Source organism: Mycolicibacterium nivoides (assembly GCF_003855255.1).
Lineage (GTDB): Bacteria > Actinomycetota > Actinomycetes > Mycobacteriales > Mycobacteriaceae > Mycobacterium > Mycobacterium nivoides.
On the sequence record NZ_CP034072.1, the window covers coordinates 4,753,704 to 4,777,770 of the forward strand.

A 24,067-nucleotide genomic window follows, 5' to 3' on the forward strand; every position below is an offset into this window, starting at 1 on the left:
CGCGCGCCCCACTACGGCCTACGTGGTACGCCGGCAACCCCCGCAATTATGCGATCACGCAGTGCTGCAGGGATATTTGTCATGATCGACGTCGAAAGCCTGCTTCCGAGACCGACCACATATCGAGCTCGTGGTCGACGCGCGGTCAGCGCCGCCTCGACCACCGCCACCACGTTGGAAGTCGGCACCGCCATCTTCTTCGACATAGGGATGAACTTCTTCATCCCGGCAATGTGCTTGTCGTACAGGGCGCGATGCTCCGCAGACATGGAGGTTTCCAGCTCCACCACCATGTCGTCGGCGGTGCGCCACATGTCGGTGTCGGTTTGCGCCGGCTCCACCACAGCCACCCGCACCCCCCACGGTCGTAGCTCGATCCTGAGCGCGTCGGCCGCTGCTTCCAAGGCAAACTTGGACGCCGCATATGCCCCGAGCAGCGGCGATGACAGTTGCCCGTTCACGCTGGAGATGAAGATGGCGCGGCCACGGGAGGCCCGCAACTTCGGCAGTACTGCCCGGGTCACCGCGAATTGGCCAATCACGTTGACGTCCAACTGTTTGCGCCAGTCCTCGGAGCTGAGCGTCTCGATCGGACCGGCCACCACGATGCCCGCGTTGTTCACCACCGCGTCGAGCCGCTGCGGGAGCGCAGCGGGCAACGAGGCGAGATGGTCCGCGTTGGTGACGTCGAGAATCACCGCCGAGATGCGTTGTGGGTTGAGTTCCGTCACCGCGGCACCGTCGGAGTGCGATCTGACTCCCGCGATGACGTCCCACCCGGTGGCGGCCAGATGCTCGACGATAGCCTTGCCGATACCGCGGGCGGCTCCGGTGACAAGAACTGAGGGCATGACGCGAGGGTACGTCCACCCACCAGGAGAAGTCGACGTTGGTCGCGAATGGGCGACAGCGCCTGGGCGACCTCCTGCGCCACGCGGAGGCCGGATTCGATCGCACCTTCGATGTAGCCCGGGTGATCGCTCGTGGTTTCGGTTCCCGTCCAGTGGATGTCGCCGACGTCGGTTGCTTTGGCACAGGCCATCGGAAACCCTCCCTCGACTGAGCGACAGCTCAGGAGAAAGTCAGACAACCGACCGGGTCGACGCCCCTTAGGGTGAAAACATGACCAACGCCGTCGTCCGCCCGTCGTCACCGGATGACCTTGACGCAATCAGCGTCATCTACGCCCACCACGTCGAGACCGGGGTGGCTACGTTCGAACTGATCCCACCGCATCGCGAGGAGTGGGAGCGCCGGCTGGCGACGGCCCGCGAACGCGAATTGCCGTTCCTCACCGCGACACTCGACGACGAGATCGTGGGCTATGCCTACTGCTCGCCGTGGAAGCTGCGCCCGGCCTATCGGCACACTGTGGAGAACTCGATCTACCTCACGCCGCAGTGCGCCGGCCGCGGCATCGGAACCCTATTGCTGCAAGGACTTCTGGACGGCTGCACCGCGGCAGGCGTCCGTGAGGTCATCGCCGTGGTGGTCGATACCGACGAGGCGGCGGCATCCCTTGCCCTGCACCGCAAGCACGGCTTCGCCGAGGCGGGGCGGCTGCGTGCGGTCGGCTACAAGCACGGACGATGGCTGGACACGGTGCTGCTGCAGTGCAGCCTGGGGGTCAGCAGTTGACGAGTTCCGGCTCACAGATCGGCCGCGAAGCCGGTTCCGGTGCAGGCTCATTGACTTCCGGCTCGGGATCCTTGGGAGTGCCGCCCCACGGGAACGCCAGCCGCACGATCTTGCGGACCACCGAGGCGAACTGCTTGTGGATCGGGCCGGTGTTGTAGGGCAGGCCGTAACGCTGGCAGATCTCCTTGACCTCATCGGAGATCTCGGCGTAGCGGTGTGCCGGGATATCCGGGAACAGGTGGTGTTCGATCTGGAACGACAGGTTGCCGCTGAAGATGTGGAACCACTTGCCGCCGGTCAGGTTTGCCGACCCCAGCAACTGGCGGAAGTACCACTGGCCGCGCGTCTCGTCCTGGGTCTCCTCGATGGTGAACTCGTGGGTACCCTCCGGGAAGTGCCCGCAGAAGATGATCGTGTACGACCACACATTGCGCATCAGATTGGCAGTCATGTTGCCCGCGAACACGAATGGCGCGAACGGGCCGGCCAGTAGCGGGAAGGCCACATAGTCCTTGACGGTCTGCTTGCGCACCTTTTCCCACATCTCACGCAGCATGTCCTTCTTGTCCCGCAGCTTGATCTCACCGGTGCGGATCCGCTCGGTCTCCAGCTCGTGCAGAGCCACGCCGTACTGGAAGAACACCATCAACAGGAATGCGTACACCGGGTTGCCCAGGTAGTACGGGCTCCATTTCTGGTCCTCGCTCATTCGCAGGACGCCGTAGCCGATGTCGCGGTCCATGTCGACGATGTTGGTGTAGGTGTGGTGCATGTAGTTGTGGGAGTGCCGCCACTGATTGGACGGGCAGGCCGAATCCCATTCGAAGTTCTGGCCGCGCAACGCCGGATCGCCCATCCAGTCGTACTGGCCGTGCATGACGTTGTGGCCGATCTCCATGTTGTCGAGGATCTTCGACAGTCCGAGCATCACCGTGCCGATCGGCCAGGCCGGCGGCACGAACAGCAGGGCCCGACCACCGATCTCGAGCTTGCGCTGCATCTTGATGATGTCGCGGATGTAGGTGGCATCGCGCTCACCGAGATCCGCGATCGCCTTTTCACGGATGGCGTCGAGTTCGGCGCCGAAGGTCTCGAACTGCTCGGGAGTAAGGGTGTAGTGAGTCATGTCTGAGCCTTTCAGGGGTCAATAGGTCTCAAAGGTCGATGACGACGTCACCGACGGGTGCGGTGACGCAAATTTCGATGTCTTCGCAGTCGGCGGTGGAGATCGCGCCGGTGATCAGGTTGCGGACGGCGCCGCTGGTCTTGAATCGGGTGCAGGTGTGGCAGATGCCCATCCGGCAGCCGCTTTCCGGCGTGAGGCCGGCGGCCTCGGCCTGCGCCAGCAGCGGTTGACCGTCGTCGGTCACCTCCACGTCGCTGTTGGCGAATCGAACGATGCCTCCGGTGGATCCAGCCGGAGCGGTGAACACGGGTGGGACGAAGCTCTCCGAAAGTGCGTCGGGACGCACCTCCCGTACCGCATCGACCAGTGCCTGCGGGCCACAGACGAACACCGCGTCCGGTTGGGCGCCGGGGAAGGCAGCGGCCAGGTGGGCGGGACCGAAGTACCCGTCCAGATCGCCGACGGCCCCGTCGCGGGTGTAGCCGTGCAGCACCCGCACCCGGGCCGAGCGCATGGCCGCCAGCTCAGAGCGGTAACAGGCCTCGTCGGCGCCGCGTGCGTAGTGCAGGAACGCGACCTCTCCGGTGAACGCCTGTGCACGCAATGTGCGCAGCATGGACAGCACCGGGGTGATGCCGCTGCCGCCGGAGACGAAGAGGATGCGCTGCGGCAGCGCCTCGGGCAGGACGAAATCGCCGCCGACCGAGTCGAGCCCCAGCACCATGCCCGGGTACGCGTGGTCACACAGGTAGGTCGAGACCAGCCCGCCGTCGTGGCGTCCGATGGTCAACTCGAGGTGGCCCGCCCTTTCGGCGTTGGCCGGCGAGTAGCACCGGGTGCGGCGCCGACCGTTGATCTCGACGGAGAGGTTGATGTGCTGACCCGCCCGAAATCCGGCGAAGGCCGCGTTCGGTTCCAGGGTCAGCGTGACGCTGCGCGGCGTCTGGCGCCGCACTGCCACCACCTTGGCCCGGGCGTCGCCGCGGGTCCAGGTCGGCTCGACCAGCTCGGTGTAGCGGTCGACTCCGTGGGGGCCGGTAAGCAGGTTCGCGAGAGCACTCATTCGCGGGCCGGACAGTAGCCGCCGGCCAACACCTTCAGCCAATGTTTGAGTGAACATGTGTACACAGTGCGCGTGCACACCCGACGCTGTCAACGATAAAAACCCAGCAAGTGGTAGGGTTCACACCAGTGAACACACGTACGCCCAATTCACGAACGCGACGGACAGAATCGTCGTCGCGGTCGCGGGACACGCTGTCGCGGGAAGAACGCAAGGCAGCCACCCGGCGCGCGATCATCACCGCGGCGCTGACCCTGCTGGAAGACCGCAGCTTCAGCGCGCTGTCCCTGCGGGAGGTCACCCGAGAGGCCGGCATCGTGCCCGCCGCGTTCTACCGGCACTTCGACTCGATGGATGCGCTCGGCCTGGTCCTCATCGATGAGTCGTTCCGATCACTGCGCGACATGCTGCGCGGTGCGCGCGCCGGCAAGCTCGACCCGCATCACGTCATCGAATCCTCGGCCGAGATCCTGATCGGCAGTTTCAACGACCGGCGCGAGTACTGGCGGTTCATCGCCCGCGAACGTTCCAGCGGTGTGTCGGTGCTGCGCTACGCGATTCGCACCGAGATCCGGTTGATCACGTCCGAGCTGGCGATCGACCTGGCCCGCTTCCCCGCCCTCAAGGAGTGGAGCAGCGAAGATCTCAACATCCTGGCCAACCTGTTCGTCAACTCGATGATCTCGATAGCCGAGAGCCTCGAAGATGCAGGGGATGCGGCGGCGGTCGAGGCCATCCACCGCACCGCGGTCAAACAACTACGGATGATCGCCGTTGGCGTCAACGGGTGGCACAGCACGGGCTAGGGTCCGCTCATGCCCCCTGCACAGCCACTCGATCTTGCCTACCCGCGGCCCGAAATCGCCGTCATCACGCTCAATCGTCCCGAGAAACTCAACGCGCTGTCGTATGAACTGGTCGAGGCCCTGCACGCCACCCTGGACGCGATCGCGGCGAACAACGAGTGCCGCGTCGTGGTGCTCACCGGCGCCGGTCGCGGCTTCTGCTCGGGGCTGGATCTGAGCGATCCCAATCCGCCCGAGGCCGGCGGCGGCACCGAGTTTCCTCGTTCGGGCATGCGGTGGCAGGAACGCATCGCGAACCTGACGGTCAGACTGCACCGGCTGCGCCAACCGGTGATCGCCGCGGTCAACGGCGCGGCATACGGTGGCGGCTTCGCCCTGGCGGCGGCCAGCGACATCCGCATCGCCGGACCGTCGGCGAAGTTCTGCACGCAGTTCATCAAGCTGGGCATCGGCGGCTGTGACATCGGGGTGAGCTACACCCTGCCCCGGATCATCGGGGCGGGCCCGGCGTTCGACCTGATCCTCACCGCGCGTGCGGTCGAGGCGCCGGAGGCACTGCGGCTCGGCCTGGTCACCCGCATCGTCGACGACACCGCGAACCTGCTCGACGCGGCCCTCGAAATCGCCGAAACCCTGTGCGGTTACGGGAAATTCGGGTTGGAGTCGACCAAGCAGGTGCTCTGGGCCAACCTCGACGCCGGCTGCCTGGAAACAGCGCTGCACGTGGAGAACCGCAGTCAGGTCCTGTCCGTCGGCACTGGGAGCCTGGCCGAGGTCAGCGAGGTGTCCCGCCACCGTCGACGATGACCACCTGCCCGGTCATGTAACTGCCGGCGTCCGAACACATCAGCAGGGCCGCGCCGACCATCTCGTCGGGCGTGGCCAGCCGCTTCATCAAGGTCCCGCCCTTCATGAGATCGATGGCCTCCTGCGGGTTGTTGCGCATCATGTCGGTGTCGACCGGCCCCGGGGCCATCGCGTTCACCCGGATGCCCAGCGGCGCGAACTCGGCGGCCATCGACCGAGTCACCGACATCAGCGCGGCCTTGCCCGAGGCATAGATGGACAGTGCGGGGGCGAAGTTGAACGCCCCGACCGACACCATGTTCAGTACCGACGCCTTCGGGCTGGCCTTCAGGTGTGGCAATGCGTGCTGCACCAGAAACACCGGCCCACGCAGGTTCACCTCATACGACTTCGCCCAGGCCTCCGGCGTCATCTGTCCCAACGGCTGCGCCAGCGCGTTGGCAGCGTTGTTTACCACCACGTCGATCCCGCCGAACTCGGCGACCGTGCGCTCCACCAGTGCGCCGAGGTCGTCGATGTCGCCGCTGTGCGCCGGAACCCCGATCGCCTGTCCCCCGAGCTCACGCAGATGCTCAGCCGCCCGCTCGCAGGCCTCGGGCTTGCGGCTGGCAACCACCACGCGGGCACCGGCCAGCGTAAAACCCTCGGCGAGAGCCAATCCGATGCCACGGGTGCCACCGGTGACGATCACGGTCCGGTCGGTCATGTCGAACAGATGGTCAAAAGTCTCACGGTTCACCCCGTCAGTAGAACATCACCGCGGTCCGGTCACGCAAGGCTTCGGCCCACTACGCGGGCACTGACGAACTCGCGGTCCTCACCGGTGATCGGGTCGGTGAACGCCAGGCGCTGGGCCAGCAGTTGCAGCGGGTTGCCGAAATCATCGGACGCGACGTCGATCACGTTGGGGTACAAGGAGTCACCGATGATCGGCAGCCCGATCGAGGCCATGTGCACACGCAACTGATGCGTCTGCCCGGTGCGCGGCGACAGCCGGTAGAGCCCGCTCCCCATGTCCTCGACATAGGTCTCGGCATTGGGCTCACCGGGTTCCTCGAAAGCCTGTAACCGACCGCGCTGCTTGATGATCCGGCTGCGCAGCGTGGCGGGTAACGACACCGTGGCCACTCCGTCGGCACGGGCCAGATACGTCTTGCGAACCCCACCCTCGGCGAACAGCCGCTGGTATGGGCCCCGGACCTCGGGGCGCACGGTGAACAGCAGCACGCCCGCGGTCAGCCGGTCCAGCCGATGCGCGGGGCTCAGGTCCGGTAGGTCCAGTTCACGACGCAGACGCACGAGCGCGGTTTGCGCGACGTGGCCACCACGGGGCATGGTGGCCAGGAAGTGTGGCTTGTCGACCACGACGATGTCGTCGTCGCGGTACAGCACCGGGATGTCGAACGGCACCTCCACCTCGTCGACCAGGTCACGGTAGAAGTAGACGTGCGCACCCGCGGGCAGTGTCGTCGTCGCATCGACCGGGGTACCGTCCGGCAGAACCACTTCTCCGGCAAGCACTTTCGCACCGATGCCGAACCGCGCCTGCAACTCGTCGTACACATTGCCGCCCAACAGCCGCAGCCGCGCCGGGCCGAGTCCGTCACGCACCGGCAGCGGCGGCGATGACCGCCTGCGCGAAGAGCGTTGGGAACCGGGCTTTCTCAATTCAACGGCACAGGCTCAAGGATCTCGGCGCGGGCCTCGGGCGCGGCCTGGCGCAGGGCATCGGCGGATTCATCGTCGGGCTGGGTCTGCGAAAGCACCTCGGCCTCCACCCGGGCGATGTAGGTGGCGACCTCGCGGTCGACGTCTTCGGCCGTCCAACCCAGCACGGGCGCAACCACTTCGGCGACCTCCCGGGCGCAATCGACGCCGCGGTGCGGGTACTCGATCGCGATCCGCATCCGGCGAGCCAGGATGTCCTCCAAATGCAGTGCCCCTTCGGCCGCGGCGGCATAGTAGGCCTCGACCTTGAGGTACACCGGGGCATCGGTGATGGGTTCAAGAAGGTCCGGCTTGGCCCCGGTCTCATCGCTGGCCATCTTGAGCACCTCGCCGATCAGCGAGCCGTAACGGTCCAGCAGGTGCCGGACGCGGTACGGGTGCAGCCCGTAGTGCTTCCCGACGAACTCGGTCTGGTTGATCAACGCGAAGTACCCGTCGGCCCCCATCAGCGGGACCTTCTCGGTGATCGACGGCGCCACCCGGGCCGGGATGTACTCCGCGGCAGCATCGATCGCGTCGGCCGCCATCACCCGGTAAGTGGTGTACTTCCCGCCCGCGATGGCCACCAGCCCCGGCGAGGGCACCGCGACGGCGTGCTCACGCGAGAGCTTGGAGGTTTCCTCACTCTCACCGGCCAGCAGCGGACGCAACCCGGCGTAGACGCCGTCGATGTCGTCATGGGTCAGCGGGGTGGCCAGCACGGTGTTGACATGCCCCAGGATGTAGTCGATGTCGGCCTTGGTCGCGGCGGGATGCGCCAGGTCGAGATTCCAGTCCGTGTCGGTGGTGCCGATGATCCAGTGCGTACCCCACGGGATCACGAACAGCACCGATTTCTCGGTGCGCAGGATGATCGCCACCTCGCTGACGACACGGTCGCGCGGCACCACGATGTGCACGCCCTTGGAGGCACGCACCCGGAACCGGCCGCGCTCCTTGGACAGGGCCTGGATCTCGTCGGTCCACACCCCGGTGGCGTTGACCACGACATGGCCGCGCACTTCGGTGATGGCGCCGTCCTCGGAATCACGCAGCGTCACGCCCACGACGCGATCACCCTCGCGCAACAACGCCACCACCTGGCTCGACGAGCGCACCACGGCCCCGTAGTGGGCGGCGGTGCGTGCCACGGTCATGGTGTGCCGGGCGTCGTCGACGACGGTGTCGTAGTAACGGATCCCACCGATGAGCGAGCTGCGCTTGAGCCCCGGAGCCAACCGAAGCGCCCCAGATTTGGTCAGATGTTTTTGCGCGGGAACGGATTTCGCGCCGCCGAGCTGGTCGTAGAGGAAGATTCCGGCCGCCACATAGGGCCGCTCCCACCACCGGTTGGTCAACGGGAACAGGAACGGCAGCGGTTTGACCAGGTGCGGCGCGAGCGTGGTCAGGCTCAGTTCACGCTCGTACAGGGCCTCACGCACCAGCCCGAACTCCAACTGCTCGAGGTAGCGCAGGCCGCCGTGGAACATCTTGGAGCTGCGGCTTGAGGTGCCGGACGCGAAGTCACGGGCCTCGACCAGGGCGACCTTGAGGCCGCGCGTCGCCGCGTCGAGCGCAGCGCCGGCGCCCACGACACCGCCGCCGATCACCACCACGTCGAATTGTTCACTGCCGAGTCGTTGCCAGGCTTGCGCCCTTTGCTGCGGTCCGAGGAAGGTTTGCCCGTCGCCCGGTGCTGAGATCGGGTCAGTCACGATCCCCAGGCTACGTGGACGACGTGGGATCCGCCCGATTCTCTAGTCCAGGTCGTCGTGTTTCATCAATTGGCGCGCCGCCTCGGTGATCGAACCGGACAACGACGGGTACACCGAGAACGTCTGGGCCAGCTCGTCGACCGGGATGCCGTTCTGCACGGCCAACGCGATCGGCAGGATGAGTTCGGAGGCGATCGGCGCCACCACCACACCGCCGATCACCACACCGGTGGCCGGACGACAGAAGATCTTGACGAAGCCCCGGCGCAGGCTGGACATCTTGGCCCGGGCGTTGGTGTTGAGCGGCAGGGTCAGGGTGCGGGCCGGCACGGACCCGTCGTCGATCGCCGCTTGCGGAACTCCCACCGCGGCGATCTCGGGGCGGGTGAACACCGCCGCGGCGACGGTTCGCAGCCGGATCGGGGCCACTGCCTCGCCCAGGGCGTGATACATCGCGATGCGTCCCTGCATGGCCGCCACCGAGGCCAGCGGCAGTAGGCCGGTGCAGTCCCCCGCCGCGTAGATACCGGGCACCGAGGTCCGCGACACGCGGTCGACATTGAGGTAATTGCCCGGCCCGAGTTCGATGCCGACACGCTCAAGCCCGAGACCACTCGTGTTGGGTACCGAACCGACCGTCATCAGCGCATGGCTGCCGTCGACGGTGCGGCCGTCGGCCATGGTGACCCGAACCCCGCTGTCGGTGCGGGTGACCGACTCGGCACGGGCGTTCTTGACGAGCGTGACACCGCGTTCGGAGAACACTTCCTCCAGCACCGCGGCAGCGTCGGAGTCCTCGTGCGGCAGGATCTGGTCGCGGCTGGCCACGACCGTCACCGTCACCCCGAGCTCGGTGTAGGCGTTGACGAACTCGGCGCCGGTGACACCCGACCCCACCACCACGAGGTGTTCGGGAAGCGCATCGAGGTCGTAGAGCTGGCGCCAGTTGAGGATGCGCTCCCCGTCGGGCGCGGCGTTGGGCAGCACCCGCGGGCTGGCACCGGTGGAGATCAGCACCACATCGGCGGTCAGCTGGCTGACCACGCCGTCCGGGCCGGTGACTTTGACCCGGTGCTGGGCCATGCCCGGGACGTCGTCGATCAGTTCGCCACGGCCCGCGATCAACTCGATGCCCTCGCTGCGCAACCGCTCGGCGATGTCGTCGGACTGCGCCGTGGCCAGGTTCTTCACGCGCTCGTTGATCTGCGGCAGGGAGATCTTGGACTGCTCGAAATCGAGCGAATAGCCCAGGTTGGGAGCACGCCGAAGCTCGGTGCGCACACCTGTGGAGGCGATGAACGTCTTGGACGGCACGCAATCCCACAGCACGCACGCGCCGCCGATACCGTCGCAGTCGACGATGGTGACGTGAGCGACCTCCGGGCCGCGGGCAGCGGCGACAAGTGCCGCCTCATAGCCGGCGGGTCCGCCGCCGATGATCACGATGCGGGTAGCCACGGGACTAACCTAACCAACTTCGCCGATTAAGCTGTCTTACCGTGCCGCTGTACGCCGCGTATGGATCGAATATGCACCCGGAGCAAATGCAGGAGCGGGCTCCGCACTCGCCGATGGCGGGTACCGGGTGGCTGCATGGCTGGCGGTTGACGTTCGGCGGTGAGGACATCGGCTGGGAAGGCGCGCTGGCGACCGTCGTCGAAGACCCGCTGTCGAAGGTGTTCGTGGTGCTCTACGACATGACGCCAGCCGACGAGCAGAGCCTGGACCACTGGGAAGGTTCCGAGCTGGGGTTCCACAAGAAGATCCGTTGCCGGGTGGACCGGCTGTCGTCGGACACCACCACCGACCCGGTGCTGGCCTGGCTGTACGTGGTCGACGCCTGGGAGGGCGGTCTGCCCTCGGCCCGCTATCTCGGGGTGATGGCCGACGCCGCGGAGATCGCCGGGGCGCCGGACGAGTATGTGCACGATCTGCGCACCCGCCCCGCCCGCAACATCGGTCCGTAGCTGACTTTTGCCCCGCGAGCGACCGTGTCTGTACGGCGACACGCCGCGTTTTGCGTACCGAAATGGTCGCTCACGCGGCTTGGGCAAGGCGCAGCTGCCGACTGATACGCGCCACCATCTCGCCTTGGCGATGACGAACGTCCTCGAACACGATCGCGATGACGCTCCAGCCGGCATCCATCAGAGCCGCGGTGCGTCGACGGTCCTTCCGCAATGCATCAGGATTGCCATGCCAGTCCACACCGTCATACTCGACAGCCAATTGCTGCTCGGGCCAGGCGAAGTCGAGGCGGCGCACCTGGCCGTTGCCGTCGACGACTTCGTACTGCAATTCCGGCACCGGGAGGCCGCCGTCGATCATGACCAGCCGGGCCTCACTTTCCATCGGCGACTCGGCACGTCCGTCGGCCAGCGCGATCAGATTGCGAACAGCGACGATGCCTCGTCGGCCGGCCTGATCAAGGGCTGCACGCCAAAGATCGGAACGGGCGCAGCTCCCGCTTCGTAACGCGGCGTCCAGTGTTGCCAGGGCGCGCGGACGGCGCAGTGTGCGGGCGACCTCGATCGCCGTCCAACTCGCTGTCGTCACCAGCCGCTCCTGCACGATTTTGAGCGGAGCGCCGTCACGCCGGTGCACCACCAGTCCGTCGCAGGAGCGCAATCGAGATCCGATCGGTTCCAATACATGCACGTCGATCGGCTGCTCGGTGTCGAACCCGTGGATTGCCGCGGCAGTTCCCAGGCATACGGGGACCCGGGCGCCGCAGGACAGGTCCAGGCCACGCAGACGTGTCGGCAAGTCGGGCCCGCCAAGGCAATAGATGCCCTGCCACATTCGTTCCAGCACAACGCAATTCACTGCCGACTGGAGTTGACGTCGGGATATGCGGGACAGGATCTGAGCATTGGTCGCGACGCCCCCCTGTGCCTGGAAGATCGTTTGCAGCTGCTGATCCATGACCACGATCGTGGGCATTCGTCATGGCGGAGCGATAGTCAAAGTTTATGAAGCTGTGGATAAGTGGCTTCGCCACCTGCGCGAGCGACCGCTGCGGTACACAAAATGCGGCGTGTCGCCGTACAGACACGGTCGCTCGCGGTGCAGGGAAACAGCTAGGCAGACGCGGCGATGATGTTGACCATCGTGCGCACGCCGACGCCGAGTGCGCGCTCGTCGATGTCGAACGTGGGTTGGTGCAGATCCAACTGTGGGCCCTGTCCACTCCACACGCCGAGTCGTCCCATCGCACCGGGCACATCTTCGAGGTACCAGGAGAAGTCCTCACCACCGCCGGACTGATGGGTGTCGGCCAGCACGTCGGGGCCGATCGCCTCGATGGCGTGGGTGAGGATGCGGGTGGACACCTCTTCGTTGACCACCGGGGGCACCCCGCGCCGGTAGTTGAGGCTGTGGTCGATGTTGAGCGGCGCCAGCAACGCGGTAACCGCCTCTTCCACAATCGATTCCAGGGTCAGCCAGGTGTCGCGGCTGGCGGTACGGATCGTCCCGGCCAGGGTGCCGATCTGCGGGATGGCGTTGGCGGCCACGCCGGCGTTGACCGCTCCCCACACCATCACGGTGTCGTGGCGCGGGTCGATGCGACGGGACAACACCCCGGGCAACCCGGTGATCAGCGTGCCCAGCCCATAGACCAGGTCACCGGTCAGGTGCGGCCGGGAGGTGTGCCCACCCGGCGAGTGCAGGGTGATCTCGATGGAATCGGCCGCCGAGGTGATCGGACCGGGCTTGGTGGCCACCCGGCCGACGGCCAGCCGCGGATCGCAGTGCAGGGCGAAGATCCGGCTCACCCCGGTCAGCACGCCGGCGTTGATCGCGTCGATCGCACCGCCGGGCATCAGCTCCTCGGCCGCCTGGAACAGCAGCCGCACCCCGACCGGCAACTCCGGAACCGACGACAGGGCCATCGCCGTGCCCAGCAGTATCGCGGTGTGCGCATCGTGCCCGCAGGCGTGCGCGACGTTGGGCACCGTCGAGGCGTAGGACGCGCCGGTCCGGTCGGCCATCGGCAGGGCATCCATGTCGGCACGCAGCGCGATGCGCGGACCGTCCTCGGGCCCGAAGTCACACGTCAACCCGGTGCCGCCGGGCAGCACCTTGGGGTTCAGCCCGGCCTCGGCCAGGTGGCGGGCGACGAACTCGGTGGTGGCGAACTCTTGCCGGCCCAGTTCCGGATGAGCATGCAGATGCCGTCGCCACGACACCATCTCTTCGTAGTTCGCCGACAACCAGCGGGCAGCGGCGTGCTGCAACACGCTCATGCGGCCGCCCTCCGGTGCAGCGCTTCCAACACTCGATCTCGCTCCGCCGGGGTCTCGGCCAACCGAACCACGGTGCGGGCCAACATGATTGCACCCTCCAACACGGCTTTGTCGGCGCTCGGGCCCGCTGCCGCGGCGGTGAACGCCGGCTGGTGGATCGCGGCCCCGCCCGAGTCGATCCCGACCACCGGATGAATGCCGGGCATCACCTGGCTGATGTTGCCCATGTCGGTACTGCCCAGCGGCACACTCGCCTCCACGTTCTCCGGCAACGGGTTACGGCCCAGTCGCAACATCTCGGCACGGATGGTCTCCGAGAGCCACGGGTCAGGCGCCAGCTCGGCGTAGGCCGGGGCGATCTCGGTGACCTGGTGCTCGCAGCCCGTCGCCAGCGCCCCCGCCGAAAAGCACCCGGCCATCCGGTCTTCCAGCTCACGCAGCGCGGACATGTCGGTGGCCCGCATGGTGTAACGCATCTCGGCCCGGCCGGGGATCACGTTGGTGGCCTGCCCGCCGTGAGTGACGATGCCATGCACCATCTGTCCCGGCATGAGCTGCTGGCGCAACAGGCCGATGGCCACCTGCGCGACGGTGACCGCATCGCCGGCGTTGACCCCCAGATAGGGCGCCACGGCCGCATGCGACTCCCGGCCCGTGTAATTGACCGTCACCTCGGACAGCGCCAGCGACCGGGCCGCGGCGATGTCCACCGGCCCGGGGTGCAGCATGACCGTTGCCGCGATGTCGTCGAAAACTCCGGCGTCGAGCAGCAACACTTTTCCGCCGCCGAGTTCCTCGGCCGGGGTACCGACGAGCACCACGGTCAGGCCGAGGACGTCGGCCACGTCGGCCAGGGCCAGCGCGGTGCCGACCGCCGAGGCGGCGATGATGTTGTGCCCGCAGGCATGCCCGATCTCGGGAAGGGCGTCGTACTCGGCGCAGATCCCGACGACGAGCGGGCCGCTGCCGTAGGAGGCCCGGAACGCGGTGTCCAGCCCGCCGGCCGCCTTGGTGATCTCGAATCCGTACTCGGCCACCAGTGCCTGGGTCTTGGCGCAGCTGCGATGCTCGGCGAAGGCCAACTCGGGCTCGGCGTGGATCGAGTGAGAGAGCTCGATGAGGTCGCCACGATGCCGGTTGACGGCTTCCTCGACGCTCAGCGAGGCGGTGGCAGACGGCATCCTCGCAGTATCTCACTGCGTGTTCATGGCCGTTAAGCTCGCCTATCGTGACCGATTCCCTGGCAGCCGCCGCCATCGCAGAACGCACCGGCGTCGAACGCCACGATGTCGCGGTGGTGCTCGGCTCGGGTTGGGCGCCCGCGGTGGCCGAGCTCGGTGACCCGGTCGCATCAGTGCCGATGGCCGACGTCCCGGGCTTCACGCCGCCGAGCGCGGAGGGGCACGGCGGCCAGGTGCACTCGGTGCGCATCGGCGACCATCGGATCCTGGTGCTGGCCGGACGTATCCATGCCTATGAGGGCCACGACCTGCAGCATGTGGTGCATCCGGTGCGGACCGCGGCGGCCGCGGGCGTGTCCACGGTGGTGCTCACCAACGCCGCCGGCGGCCTGCGCGCCGACTACCAGGTCGGCCAGCCGGTCCTGATCAGCGACCACCTCAACCTCACGGCACGGTCTCCGCTGGTCGGGGCGCAGTTCGTCAACCTGGTCGACGCCTACTCCCCCAGGCTGCGGGCTCTGGCGCGGGACATCGACCCTTCTCTGGCCGAGGGCGTCTACGCCGGGTTGCCGGGCCCGCACTACGAGACCCCGGCCGAGATCCGGATGCTGCGCACCCTGGGCGCCGACCTGGTCGGTATGTCGACGGTGCACGAGACGATCGCCGCCAGGGCCGCGGGTCTGCAGGTACTGGGAATCTCGATGGTGACCAACCTGGCCGCCGGGATGACGGGTGAGCCGCTCAGCCACACCGAGGTGCTCGAGGCCGGGCGTCGGTCCGCGACCCGGATGGGTGCGCTCCTGCGTTCGGTGATCGAACAGATCTAGCCGACCAGATACCGCTGCAGCGTGGGCCCGATCCAGTCGACGACCCGCTGCCGGGGCATCGACACCAAGGGCGGGAATTCCAGCACGTAGCGGCACAACGCCATCCCGAGCACCTGCGACGCCGCGAGGCTGGCCCGTACCGGGGTGTCGGGAGCGTTGCCCGTGGTTTCGGCGATGACCGGCGCGAGTTGTGCGGCGAAGATCGTGCGCATCCGTTCCGCGACGGCTTCGTTGGTCACGCCGGCCCGCAGCAGGATCAACAGCGCTTCGTCCCGCTCCCAGCGTTCGAGGAAGTGCGCGGCCAGCGCGGCACCGACCTCTTCGCGCGGCACCCGGGTCAGATCGGGTAGTTCCAGATCGAACTCGGCGGCCGCGGCGAACAGCCGCTCCTTGTTGCCGTAGTAGCGCATCACCATCGACGGATCGATGGCGGCATCCGCTGCGATGGCCCGGATGGTGGCCCGCTCGTACCCGTCGGCGGCAAATCGCTCACGGGCCGCGGCGAGGATGACGGACTTGGTCTCAGCTGCCGGTCGTCGCATGCCAACAAGTGTAGGCCAACAACCGTTGACATCGTGCCGGAAGGCTCCTAAGTTGATGTCAACAGTTGTTGACCAACAGTTGTTGACAAAGGAGTCAGAGATGCAAACGACCACTACAGACGTCCTGATCGACGGAGCCGGGCCCGTCGGCCTGACCGCCGCCATCGTGCTCGTCCAGCGCGGCCACGACGTGACCGTCGTGGACCGCCAAGCCGAGGGCGCCAACACCTCCCGGGCCGCCGTGGTCCACCCCCGGACCCTGGAATTGCTGGAGCCCTACGGTGTGGTCGACGAACTCGCACGGGGCGTCCACACCCCGACCTTCACCATCCGGGACCGAGACGATCTCCTGATCGCGGTGCCGTTTCACGAGCTGCCGACCCGCTACCCGTACACGCTGATGATCTCCCAGGCCGACACCGAGGCGTTCCTGCTCAACCGGCTGGAGGAATTGGGCGGCAAGGTCATCCGCCCCGCGTCGGTGAGCGGGATCCGGCAGACGGCCGAGTACGCGATCGCCACGTTCGCCGCCGGCGAGCAGATCCTGGCCAGGTATCTGGTCGGTGCCGATGGCATGCACAGCACGGTCCGGGACCAGGCCGGTATCGCGTTCAGCGGCGGCACGTACGGCGAATCGTTCGCACTCGCCGATGTCCGCCTGTCCGGCGGTGTGCCGGCCGACGAGGTCATCCTGTACTTCTCGCCGGCCGGGCTGGTGGTGGTCGCACCCTTGCCCGACGGGCTGTACCGCATCGTCGCCACGGTGGACGAGGCGCCGCAGCACCCCGACATCGCGTTCGTGCAGTCACTGCTGGACGAGCGCGGCCCGGTGTCGCGACCGGCGGTGGTCGAGGAAGTCGCCTGGGGATCGCGCTTCCGTGTGCATCACCGGATCGCCGACGCATTCCGCGACAACCGCATCCTGTTGGCGGGCGACGCGGCGCACGTGCACTCGCCCGCCGGCGGACAGGGCATGAACCTCGGTATCGAGGATGCCGTCATCCTGGGCGAACACCTCTCGCAGGTGCTGGACACCGGGGCCGACGAAGCGCTGCTCGACGAGTACGCCGCCACCCGGCGCCGCGCCGCACGCGGCGTGGTCACGATGACCAGCCGGCTCACCGAACTCGCCACCGCATCGGCCCGCCGCCGCCCCATCCGCAATCGCGTCATGCGCATGGCCGGCCAGCTGCCCGCCATCCGCAGGGCGCTGGCCTGGCGGTTGTCCGGCCTGAACCGACGTTGAGCAGAGGAGAAGCTGATGAAGCTCGTCAATGGTCAACTCGCAGTACCGGTCCGGCTCATCCAACCGGCGGACAACGGGCTGTTCCGTCGCACGTTCCGGTCGTTCGTGCTGGCCAATTTCAAGGCCAACGACGTGGCGGCCCAGCCGATCATCTACCGCCGGACGGCGGCGACCGGTTCTTCATCCCGCGGGCCGTGATGCAGGCTGCGCCGCCTGCCCATCCGGGCCATCACCCTGGCCATCAGCGGCGCCGCGAACAGCATCAGCAGGACCCGCAGCACCTGGGCGGCGATGATGAAGGTGACATTGGAACCGGTTTCGACCGCGGTGGCCAACACCGCGTAGACCCCACCGGGGCTGGTTGCGAGGTAGCCCTCGAGTTGGGTCATCCCGGTGACATTGGCCAGCACCACGCCGAGGCCTGCGGTGGCCGCGCCGAGCACCACGATCAGTGTGAGCGCCAGCGGAAGGATCCGCCCGATCGCGCGAAGTGATTCGCGAGTGAAGGCGACGCCGGCCTGCCAGCCGATCACCATGTAGGCCGCCTGCACCAACAGCACCGGGACCGTGAGCCCGAACGACAGACCGGTGAGTTGTAGTGCCACCGTCAGTGCCAGCGGGCCCAGGAGCCCGGCGCCGGGCAGCTTGGCCCAGCGCCCTCCGACGACGCCGACAGCGACGATGGCGGCCAACATCACCAGGCTGAGATACCAAGGTGCCGAATCGGTTTGATTCGGAGACCCGGCCGGGTTGGCTGCCGGATGCGACCGATCGGCATGAAACACCAGGGTCACCACGAGCGGAATGGTCGCGGTGACGAGCGCCACCCGCAGGTACTGGACGACGGAGACGACGCGATCGTCACCGCCGAGTTCGCGGGCGATGGCCACCAGCCCCGACGCGCCACCGGCGACCAGCGCCAGTGACCCGGTCAGCGGGCTGACATCGCGGTGAAAGCCGAGCAATCCACCGGCGAGCACGCTGAGCAGCAACGTGGCCACGGAGATCACGAGCACGATCAGCCAGTCCGAGCGGAGCGCGCCGACGGCGTCCTGATGGACCATCGTGCCGATGTAGACACCCAGCACTCCTTGGGCGATCACCCCGGCAGGCGGCGGCATCCGGTCCGGTGCCAGCGAGGCCAGGGCCAGTGCGACGCCCACCACCAGCCCAGCGAACAGGGCGGCCGAGGGAACGCCGACGAGATCGAGCGGGACGGTGACGGCGACAGTCGCGATGACCAGCAGCACCCACCGCAGAATCCGCGTCATCCCCTTCTGGCACCTCCTATTGAAATAATAAGGGCTACCTTTGCACTTTACGTGCCCGGGGCGGTGATTAGTGGCGCGATATGCGACAATACCAAGGTATAACTTGTCTATGGCTGCAACATCAGCGACTGAACTGCGTGAGTCGATGATGGCGGTGACCCGCCAGATGCGGCGGCACCGTCCAGATCACGGCCTGACCTTGAGCCAGCTGGAGCTTCTCGGCGAGGCCAGTCGCAGCGGAACCACCACTCCAGCCGAGATGGGCGCCCGGTTGCACGTGCGGGCCCAGTCGCTGACCGACAGCATCAACGAACTCGTCCGCCGTGGCCTGATCGCCCGGCGGCCCGACGACAACGACCGTCGCCGTCAGCTCATCGAGATCACCGCAGAAGGTACGGCGTTGCTGCAGGCCGACCGCGCCGAACGGGACGCCTGGCTGCACGCGACCATGCGGGAGAACCTGACGGATCTGGAGTTCGATCTGCTGATGCTGGTGGCACCGGTCCTGCGCAAGCTGGCGTACGCGGACGCCGCTGCGGGCACACTTGGATCATGACCTCCGTCGCGACCGCCGCCGCCGATTGGATCGCACATGACCCCGACCCGCGGACGGCGGCCGAACTGTCCGCCTGCAGTCCCGATGAGCTCGACCGCCGGTTCAGCCATCCGTTGACCTTCGGCACCGCCGGGTTGCGCGGACCCCTACGGGGTGGGCCCGATGCGATGAACCTGGCCGTCGTCCTGCGCACCACATGGGCGCTGGCCCAGGTCCTCAAGGACAGGTGCCTGGGCGGGTCGCACGTGGTGGTCGGCCGCGACGCTCGGCACCAGTCCGACGAATTCGCCCTCGCCGCCGCCGAAGTGCTTGCCGCCGAGGGTTTCGACGTCCTGCTCATGATGGCGTCGGTCCCGACTCCGGTGGTCGCGTACACCGTGCGGCACCTGCCCGCGGCGGCCGGCATCCAGATCACGGCATCGCACAATCCCCCGACGGACAACGGCTACAAGGTGTTTCTCGACGGCGGTATGCAGATCATCTCCCCCGCGGACCGTGAGATCGAGGCCGCAGTGGCCCGGGCTCCGCACGCCGACGAGATCCGCAGGGCCGCAGTGGAAACCAGCGGCCGGAAGCAGATCTACGGCTACCTGGAACGGGCCGCGCGGGTGCGCCGCAGCACCGGTTCCGTGCGGGTCGCCCTGACCCCGCTGCACGGCGTCGGCGGCGAATACGCCCTTGACGCACTGGCCCTGGCCGGTTTCGACGACGTGCATGTGGTCGAGGAACAGTTCAACCCCGACCCGGACTTCCCCACCGTCAGCTTCCCCAACCCCGAGGAACCCGGCGCGGTCGACGCACTGCTGGCCCTGGCCGACGACGTCGACGCCGAGATCGCGATCGCACTGGATCCCGATGCCGACCGGTGCGCCGTCGGGGTTCCGGGACCGGATGGGTGGCGCATGCTCAGCGGCGACGAAACCGGCTGGCTGTTGGGCGATTACATCCTGTCCCAACTCGAGCCCGGGCCGGTCAGCGAAGCGGCCCTGGTGGCGAGCACGGTGGTGTCCTCCCGGATGCTGGCCTCCATCGCCGCGTCGCACGGAGCCCGGCACGCCGAAACCCTCACGGGATTCAAATGGCTGGCCCGCGCCCAAACACCCGGCACCACCCTGGTCTACGCCTACGAAGAGGCGATCGGGCACTGTGTCGACCCCGCCTCGGTACGCGACAAGGACGGGATCACAGCGGCGATCCTGGCCTGCGATCTGGTGGCCGCATTGCGCGATCAGGGCCGCACGATGCTCGATGCCCTCGATTCCCTGGCCAAGGTGCACGGCGTGCACGTCACCGGTGCGGTCAGCCGCCACGTCGACGACGCCGAGACGGCGATGGCGCGCTTGCGCTCCGACCCGCCGACCGAGCTGGCCGGCATCGCCGTCACCGTCGAGGATCTGCTGGAGCGACGCGGGCAGCAGCGCACCGACGCGCTGATCCTCACCGGCAGCGACGCGGGCGCGTCGGTCCGGGTGGTGGTGCGCCCATCGGGGACCGAGCCGAAACTCAAGTCCTACACCGAAGTCCGCTGCGCACCGACCGATGATCTGAATACCGCCCGGGCTCATGCCCAGAAGCTCAGTCAGGACCTCGCCGACGCCGCGGCGCGCTGGTAGCACCGAACCTTCATGCCAGACTGGACTTATCAACCGCTTCGCCCCATCGCGTCCGCGGTCATCGGGGAACGGCGCACCCAGCGCTGGGCGCTGAGACTCCTGGCGATGCTGGTCCAGGCGGGCGGGTACCGCTGGATTCCGCGGGTGTTCGATCACCCACCGGTCCCGGCCGGGTGGGTCGGCCGGTTCGGTGCGGTGGTCCCGCCGTCCGTGGCTCGCGACGCCGTCCTGGTGTTGCCGGTCCAGGGCGCCGGCATCATCGAGATCGCTCCGGTCACAACCGCGGACGTCGAAACCGTCCGGCGGGCCGCAGCGGGTCGGCGCTGCCGGGTCGTCGCCAGGGTGGACTCCGCCACGGTCGGCGAACTGCTTGTCCACGACGTCGACGAGGTGGCCATCGGATCTGCGATCGACACCCGCTATCTGACCGATCCGGACGTGGCCGCCGCCGTCACCGCCCTGCGGGACGGCTCGGGCATCGTGCTGGCGCGGCCCAATGTGCTGCTGGCCACCGGACCTGGCTGGTTCAACCGGGTGATCGAGGCAGCCTCGCAGACGACGACACAGCCACCCAGCCTGGCCGATGTCGGACTCAACCCGTTCCGCTGGCCAGGGTGGCTGTGGGGTGTGCTGGCCGGGCTGGGCTTGATCGTGGCCGGTATGGGCGCGGGCGCCATCACTCTCGGGCCGGTGCTGCTGAGCTATGACCGGTCCTATCTCGGCCTCGGCGTCGATGACCTGCGCCGGATCAACGACAACCTGGTGCATTTCATCCAGCATGACCGGATCAGCATGGCGGGCAACATGATCGGCCTCGGCGTGCTGTACGCCGGATTGTGCTGGGGCGGTATCAGGCGTGGCCAGGTGTGGGCCCGCAATGCCCTGCTGATCTCTGGGCTGGTCGCGTTTCTCACGTTGTTCTATTTCGTCGGAACAGGTTTCGTCGATCCCTTGCACACCCTGGTGGTGGTGACCCTGTTCCCGATGCTGCTCGCCGCGGTGTGGAACCAACCGTCCCCACCCCGATGGCCGTCACTGCCGGACGGTCCGGAGTCGCAGCGCCGGCGCGCGCTGTGGGGCCAGCTTCTGTTCATCGGCCTGGGCGGCGGGCTCGCCGTGGCCGGGGCGACCATCTCGTTCGTCGGCTTGACCGACGTGTTCGTGTCCACCGACCTGGGTTACATGCACACGCACGGCGCGGCACTACGGACCGCCGACCCGCAGCTGGTCAGCTTCATCGCCCATGACCGGGCCGGATTCGGGGGCGCCCTGATCGGCTCGGGGCTTGCCATCGTGTTGATCGCGATGTGGGGATTCCGCAGGGGCGAACGCTGGGTGTGGTGGACGTTGCTGATCGGGTTCGTGACGGGCACGCTGCCGGCGCTGGCCGTGCACTACGCGATCGGCTACACAACGTTCATCCATCTGCTGCCGGTGTACGTGCTCGTGCTCACCACCGCGGCGGCACTGGTGCTGTCCCGGCCCTACCTGACGGCAGCGCCTCAGCGCGGGCCGAACTGACGGTCCCCCGCGTCCCCGAGTCCCGGGACGATGTAGGCAGCTTCGTTGAGGCCTTCGTCGATGGTCGCGGTGATCAGCCGCATTTCGGGGGCGACCTTCTCTATCGCGGCGATCCCCTGCGGCGCGCACACCACACACACCGCGGTGATGTCGACGGCGTTGCGTTCCCGCAGCAGCTCGATGGTGTAGGCCATCGACCCACCGGTCGCCAGCATCGGGTCGAGCACGAACACCGACCGCGCGCTCAGGTCTTCGGGCAGCGAGGCCAGGTACGGCGTCGGCTGATGTGTCGTCTCGTCGCGCGCCATCCCGACGAAACCCACCTGCGCTTCGGGGATCAGGGCGTGCGCCTGGTCGACCATCCCCAGCCCGGCCCGTAGCACCGGGACCAGCAGCGGTGGGTTGGCCAATCGCGAACCGGTGGTGTCCGTCACCGGGGTACGCACCGCGATCTGCTCGGATGCCGCGTCCCGGGTCGCCTCGTACACCAGCATGAGGGTCAGGTCACGCAATGCGGCGCGGAACCCCGCGTTGTCGGTCCGCTCATCCCGCAGCGTGGTCAGCCGCGCGGCGGCCAGGGGGTGGTCGACGACGCGTACATCCATGCGCTGACCTTAACGGTCGGCGCCGCTGCCGTGCAGGTGGATCCGGGCACGGTTCCACGGACCACGGACTACGGGTTTTCAAGGGTCCGCCGCGGAGTTCTACGAACCAGTCTGAAATGACGCTCATTCTTTCCCTGACTCTGGAGATCTGATCATGACGAAAGTCGCAGCCGCCCCGTCGACCGATGTCGCACCCGCCCGATGACCCTCAGCATCGGCGCCGGGGACCTCAGCGCCGAGTCTGACGAGCAACTGGCTGCCAGGTTCGTCCGGGAAGCCATGCCGTTCCACACCGTCCTGTTGCGCACCGCGCGGCGACTGACGCACAGCCATGCCGACGCCGAAGATCTGGTCCAGGACACACTGATGAACGCGTACACCGGATTCCGGGGGTTCGAGCCGGGTACCAACCTGCGGGCCTGGCTGTTCCGCATCCTGCACAACCGGTGGATCAGCGCGCACCGGATGAAGCAGCGCCGTCCGGATACCTTCGCGGTCGCCGAGATCACCGACAGCGACATGTTCGGCAACGCACTCCACTCCACGACCGCGGAGCGTTCCGCCGAGGACCGGGCGCTCGACGTGTTCTGCGACGACCGGATCCGGGATGCGGTGCTGACGCTGCCCGAGGGGTTCCGAACGGTCCTGTACTACGCCGACATCGAGGGCTTCACCTACGCCGAAACCGCTGCACTCATGGAAATCCCGGTGGGAACGGTGATGTCGCGCATCTCTCGCAGCCGCGAACGCCTGAGGGCGGCTTTGAGCGACTTCACCGACGACCTCTCGCCGACACACGAAGGCGACGACACCCGACGCGTCGCATGACCGAACAACGGAAGGACGCAATGGAATCCGGAGCAGAACTCACGGGGTACCGCGCGCTGGTCACCGGAGGCACCGCCGGCATCGGGCTGGCCTGCGCCGACCTGCTGGCCCGGGCGGGCGCAGCGGTGACCATCACCGGAAGGGACGAACAGCGGGGACGTGACGCCGCGGCCGCACTCGGCGGCGACGTCCGATTCATCGGCGCCGACCTCGCCGACCTGGATTCGGTGCAATCGCTTGCCCGGCAATGTGATCAGCTGGACATCCTGGTCAACAACGCAGCCGCCTTTCCCGGCGCACTCACTGTCGACCAGGACGTCGCCTCGTTCGAGCAGACCTTCGACACCAATGTGCGCGGCACCTACTTCCTGGTGGCCCAACTGGTGGGCGGCATGCTCGACCGCGGCCGCGGCAGCATCGTCAACGTCACCTCGATGGTCGCGTCGAAAGGGGTGCCCGGCGCCTCGGCCTACAGCGCCTCCAAGGCGGCCGTCGAATCGCTGACCCGCACCTGGGCCGCCGAATTCGGTTCCGGCGGCGTGCGGGTCAACAGTGTGGCACCGGGGCCGACCCGCACCGAAGGCGTCGAGGCCCAATGGGGTGACACCAACGAGCAACTCGGCCGCGCCCTGCCGCTGGGCCGCACCGCCGCTCCCGAAGAAATCGCCCACGCGGTGCTGTTCCTGTCTTCACCGCGCGCGGCGTTCATCACCGGCTCGACGCTGCACGCGGACGGTGGCGGCACCGCGATCTGAAGACAGATCAGGG

The 24,067-nt window shown here is 67.5% G+C and carries 26 protein-coding genes; 12 read left to right on the top strand and 14 right to left on the bottom strand.

Annotation, left to right across the window (positions count from 1 at the left end; translation table 11 throughout):
• Positions 1-11 precede the first annotated feature (11 nt).
• Positions 12-815, bottom strand: a complete 804-nt coding sequence (locus tag EH231_RS23170) for an SDR family NAD(P)-dependent oxidoreductase (protein ID WP_277425641.1) — start codon at positions 813-815, stop codon at positions 12-14.
• Entirely contained in the window at positions 728-1,042 is a 315-nt protein-coding gene (locus EH231_RS34635) for an FAD-dependent oxidoreductase (protein WP_277425616.1), read from the bottom strand. The genes EH231_RS23170 and EH231_RS34635 overlap by 88 nt, the downstream gene beginning before the upstream one ends.
• An 80-nt stretch (positions 1,043-1,122) precedes the next feature.
• Here EH231_RS34635 and EH231_RS23180 point away from each other — a divergent pair, with 80 nt between their 5' ends.
• The gene (locus EH231_RS23180) at positions 1,123-1,638 is read left to right on the top strand and encodes a GNAT family N-acetyltransferase (RefSeq protein WP_124713428.1); all 516 of its coding nucleotides are present in this window, start codon (positions 1,123-1,125) and stop codon (positions 1,636-1,638) included.
• On the opposite strand, the gene EH231_RS23185 is transcribed toward EH231_RS23180, so the two are convergent.
• Positions 1,628-2,764 (bottom strand): fatty acid desaturase family protein, encoded by a 1,137-nt coding sequence (locus EH231_RS23185; RefSeq protein WP_090432546.1) that lies wholly within the window; start codon positions 2,762-2,764, stop codon positions 1,628-1,630. The genes EH231_RS23180 and EH231_RS23185 overlap by 11 nt on opposite strands.
• 28 nt (positions 2,765-2,792) lie before the next feature.
• Entirely contained in the window at positions 2,793-3,884 is a 1,092-nt protein-coding gene (locus EH231_RS23190; protein ID WP_090432544.1) for a ferredoxin reductase, read from the bottom strand.
• A 71-nt stretch (positions 3,885-3,955) separates the two neighbouring features.
• Here EH231_RS23190 and EH231_RS23195 point away from each other — a divergent pair, with 71 nt between their 5' ends.
• Complete coding sequence (locus EH231_RS23195) at positions 3,956-4,633, top strand: TetR family transcriptional regulator (RefSeq protein ID WP_090432542.1); 678 nt, start codon at positions 3,956-3,958, stop codon at positions 4,631-4,633.
• Positions 4,634-4,642: 9 nt separating this feature from the next.
• Positions 4,643-5,440 (top strand): enoyl-CoA hydratase/isomerase family protein, encoded by a 798-nt coding sequence (locus EH231_RS23200; RefSeq protein ID WP_124713429.1) that lies wholly within the window; start codon positions 4,643-4,645, stop codon positions 5,438-5,440.
• Here EH231_RS23200 and EH231_RS23205 read toward each other — a convergent pair.
• The 4 genes from EH231_RS23205 to EH231_RS23220 are packed head-to-tail and all read right to left on the bottom strand — an operon-like array spanning position 5,409 to position 10,320.
• On the bottom strand, positions 5,409-6,179 hold the full coding sequence (locus tag EH231_RS23205; protein ID WP_124713430.1) for an SDR family NAD(P)-dependent oxidoreductase: 771 nt from the start codon (positions 6,177-6,179) through the stop codon (positions 5,409-5,411). The two genes, EH231_RS23200 and EH231_RS23205, sit on opposite strands and share 32 nt — an antisense overlap.
• Before the next feature lie 29 nt (positions 6,180-6,208).
• A complete protein-coding gene (locus tag EH231_RS23210) occupies positions 6,209-7,051 on the bottom strand; it encodes a pseudouridine synthase (RefSeq protein WP_164480993.1) in 843 nt (280 codons plus the stop codon).
• Between the two features lie 53 nt (positions 7,052-7,104).
• Complete coding sequence (locus EH231_RS23215) at positions 7,105-8,862, bottom strand: glycerol-3-phosphate dehydrogenase/oxidase (RefSeq protein WP_090432536.1); 1,758 nt, start codon at positions 8,860-8,862, stop codon at positions 7,105-7,107.
• A gap of 42 nt (positions 8,863-8,904) precedes the next feature.
• Positions 8,905-10,320, bottom strand: coding sequence for an NAD(P)H-quinone dehydrogenase (locus EH231_RS23220; protein WP_090432534.1), 1,416 nt, complete (start codon positions 10,318-10,320; stop codon positions 8,905-8,907).
• Positions 10,321-10,361: 41 nt separating this feature from the next.
• Between EH231_RS23220 and EH231_RS23225 the strand changes: the two genes are divergently transcribed.
• Positions 10,362-10,829 (top strand): gamma-glutamylcyclotransferase family protein, encoded by a 468-nt coding sequence (locus tag EH231_RS23225; RefSeq protein WP_090432532.1) that lies wholly within the window; start codon positions 10,362-10,364, stop codon positions 10,827-10,829.
• Positions 10,830-10,899: 70 nt separating this feature from the next.
• Here EH231_RS23225 and EH231_RS23230 read toward each other — a convergent pair whose 3' ends face one another.
• From EH231_RS23230 to EH231_RS23240, 3 genes are all read right to left on the bottom strand, one after another.
• Positions 10,900-11,787: a type IV toxin-antitoxin system AbiEi family antitoxin gene (locus EH231_RS23230; protein WP_124713431.1), complete on the bottom strand. Its 888-nt coding sequence runs from the start codon at positions 11,785-11,787 to the stop codon at positions 10,900-10,902.
• 155 nt (positions 11,788-11,942) lie between these two features.
• Positions 11,943-13,109 (bottom strand): M20 family metallopeptidase, encoded by a 1,167-nt coding sequence (locus EH231_RS23235; protein WP_090432531.1) that lies wholly within the window; start codon positions 13,107-13,109, stop codon positions 11,943-11,945.
• Positions 13,106-14,290: a M20 family metallopeptidase gene (locus EH231_RS23240; protein ID WP_124713432.1), complete on the bottom strand. Its 1,185-nt coding sequence runs from the start codon at positions 14,288-14,290 to the stop codon at positions 13,106-13,108. Before EH231_RS23240 ends, EH231_RS23235 begins: the two co-directional genes overlap by 4 nt.
• Before the next feature lie 47 nt (positions 14,291-14,337).
• On the opposite strand from EH231_RS23240, the gene EH231_RS23245 reads away from it, so the two are divergent.
• The gene (locus tag EH231_RS23245; RefSeq protein WP_241177793.1) at positions 14,338-15,117 is read left to right on the top strand and encodes a purine-nucleoside phosphorylase; all 780 of its coding nucleotides are present in this window, start codon (positions 14,338-14,340) and stop codon (positions 15,115-15,117) included.
• On the opposite strand, the gene EH231_RS23250 is transcribed toward EH231_RS23245, so the two are convergent.
• On the bottom strand, positions 15,114-15,659 hold the full coding sequence (locus EH231_RS23250; RefSeq protein WP_090432525.1) for a TetR/AcrR family transcriptional regulator: 546 nt from the start codon (positions 15,657-15,659) through the stop codon (positions 15,114-15,116). The two genes, EH231_RS23245 and EH231_RS23250, sit on opposite strands and share 4 nt — an antisense overlap.
• A 100-nt stretch (positions 15,660-15,759) precedes the next feature.
• Here EH231_RS23250 and EH231_RS23255 point away from each other — a divergent pair, with 100 nt between their 5' ends.
• Together EH231_RS23255 and EH231_RS23260 are read left to right on the top strand one after the other, a co-directional pair.
• A complete protein-coding gene (locus EH231_RS23255) occupies positions 15,760-16,905 on the top strand; it encodes an FAD-dependent oxidoreductase (RefSeq protein ID WP_124713434.1) in 1,146 nt (381 codons plus the stop codon).
• 15 nt (positions 16,906-16,920) lie between these two features.
• Positions 16,921-17,103 (top strand): hypothetical protein, encoded by a 183-nt coding sequence (locus EH231_RS23260; RefSeq protein ID WP_090432521.1) that lies wholly within the window; start codon positions 16,921-16,923, stop codon positions 17,101-17,103.
• Here the strand turns inward: EH231_RS23260 and EH231_RS23265 are convergent.
• Positions 17,058-18,176: an AbrB family protein gene (locus EH231_RS23265; RefSeq protein ID WP_090432519.1), complete on the bottom strand. Its 1,119-nt coding sequence runs from the start codon at positions 18,174-18,176 to the stop codon at positions 17,058-17,060. The genes EH231_RS23260 and EH231_RS23265 overlap by 46 nt on opposite strands.
• A gap of 109 nt (positions 18,177-18,285) precedes the next feature.
• Between EH231_RS23265 and EH231_RS23270 the strand changes: the two genes are divergently transcribed.
• From EH231_RS23270 to EH231_RS23280, 3 genes are read left to right on the top strand one after another with little or no spacing between them, the layout of a single operon-like run.
• Positions 18,286-18,732 (top strand): MarR family winged helix-turn-helix transcriptional regulator, encoded by a 447-nt coding sequence (locus EH231_RS23270; protein WP_090432517.1) that lies wholly within the window; start codon positions 18,286-18,288, stop codon positions 18,730-18,732.
• Positions 18,729-20,345 (top strand): phospho-sugar mutase, encoded by a 1,617-nt coding sequence (locus EH231_RS23275; protein ID WP_124713435.1) that lies wholly within the window; start codon positions 18,729-18,731, stop codon positions 20,343-20,345. Before EH231_RS23270 ends, EH231_RS23275 begins: the two co-directional genes overlap by 4 nt.
• A gap of 12 nt (positions 20,346-20,357) precedes the next feature.
• Positions 20,358-21,866 carry a hypothetical protein gene (locus EH231_RS23280; RefSeq protein ID WP_090432514.1) on the top strand — a complete coding sequence of 503 codons (1,509 nt, stop codon included), beginning with the start codon at positions 20,358-20,360 and terminating at the stop codon, positions 21,864-21,866.
• On the opposite strand, the gene upp is transcribed toward EH231_RS23280, so the two are convergent.
• A complete protein-coding gene (gene upp / locus EH231_RS23285) occupies positions 21,848-22,471 on the bottom strand; it encodes a uracil phosphoribosyltransferase (protein ID WP_090432512.1) in 624 nt (207 codons plus the stop codon). The genes EH231_RS23280 and upp overlap by 19 nt on opposite strands.
• 201 nt (positions 22,472-22,672) lie before the next feature.
• Here upp and EH231_RS23290 point away from each other — a divergent pair, with 201 nt between their 5' ends.
• Positions 22,673-23,299, top strand: coding sequence for a sigma-70 family RNA polymerase sigma factor (locus EH231_RS23290; RefSeq protein ID WP_090432510.1), 627 nt, complete (start codon positions 22,673-22,675; stop codon positions 23,297-23,299).
• A 20-nt stretch (positions 23,300-23,319) separates the two neighbouring features.
• Positions 23,320-24,054 (top strand): SDR family NAD(P)-dependent oxidoreductase, encoded by a 735-nt coding sequence (locus EH231_RS23295; protein ID WP_090432921.1) that lies wholly within the window; start codon positions 23,320-23,322, stop codon positions 24,052-24,054.
• Positions 24,055-24,067: the final 13 nt, after the last annotated feature.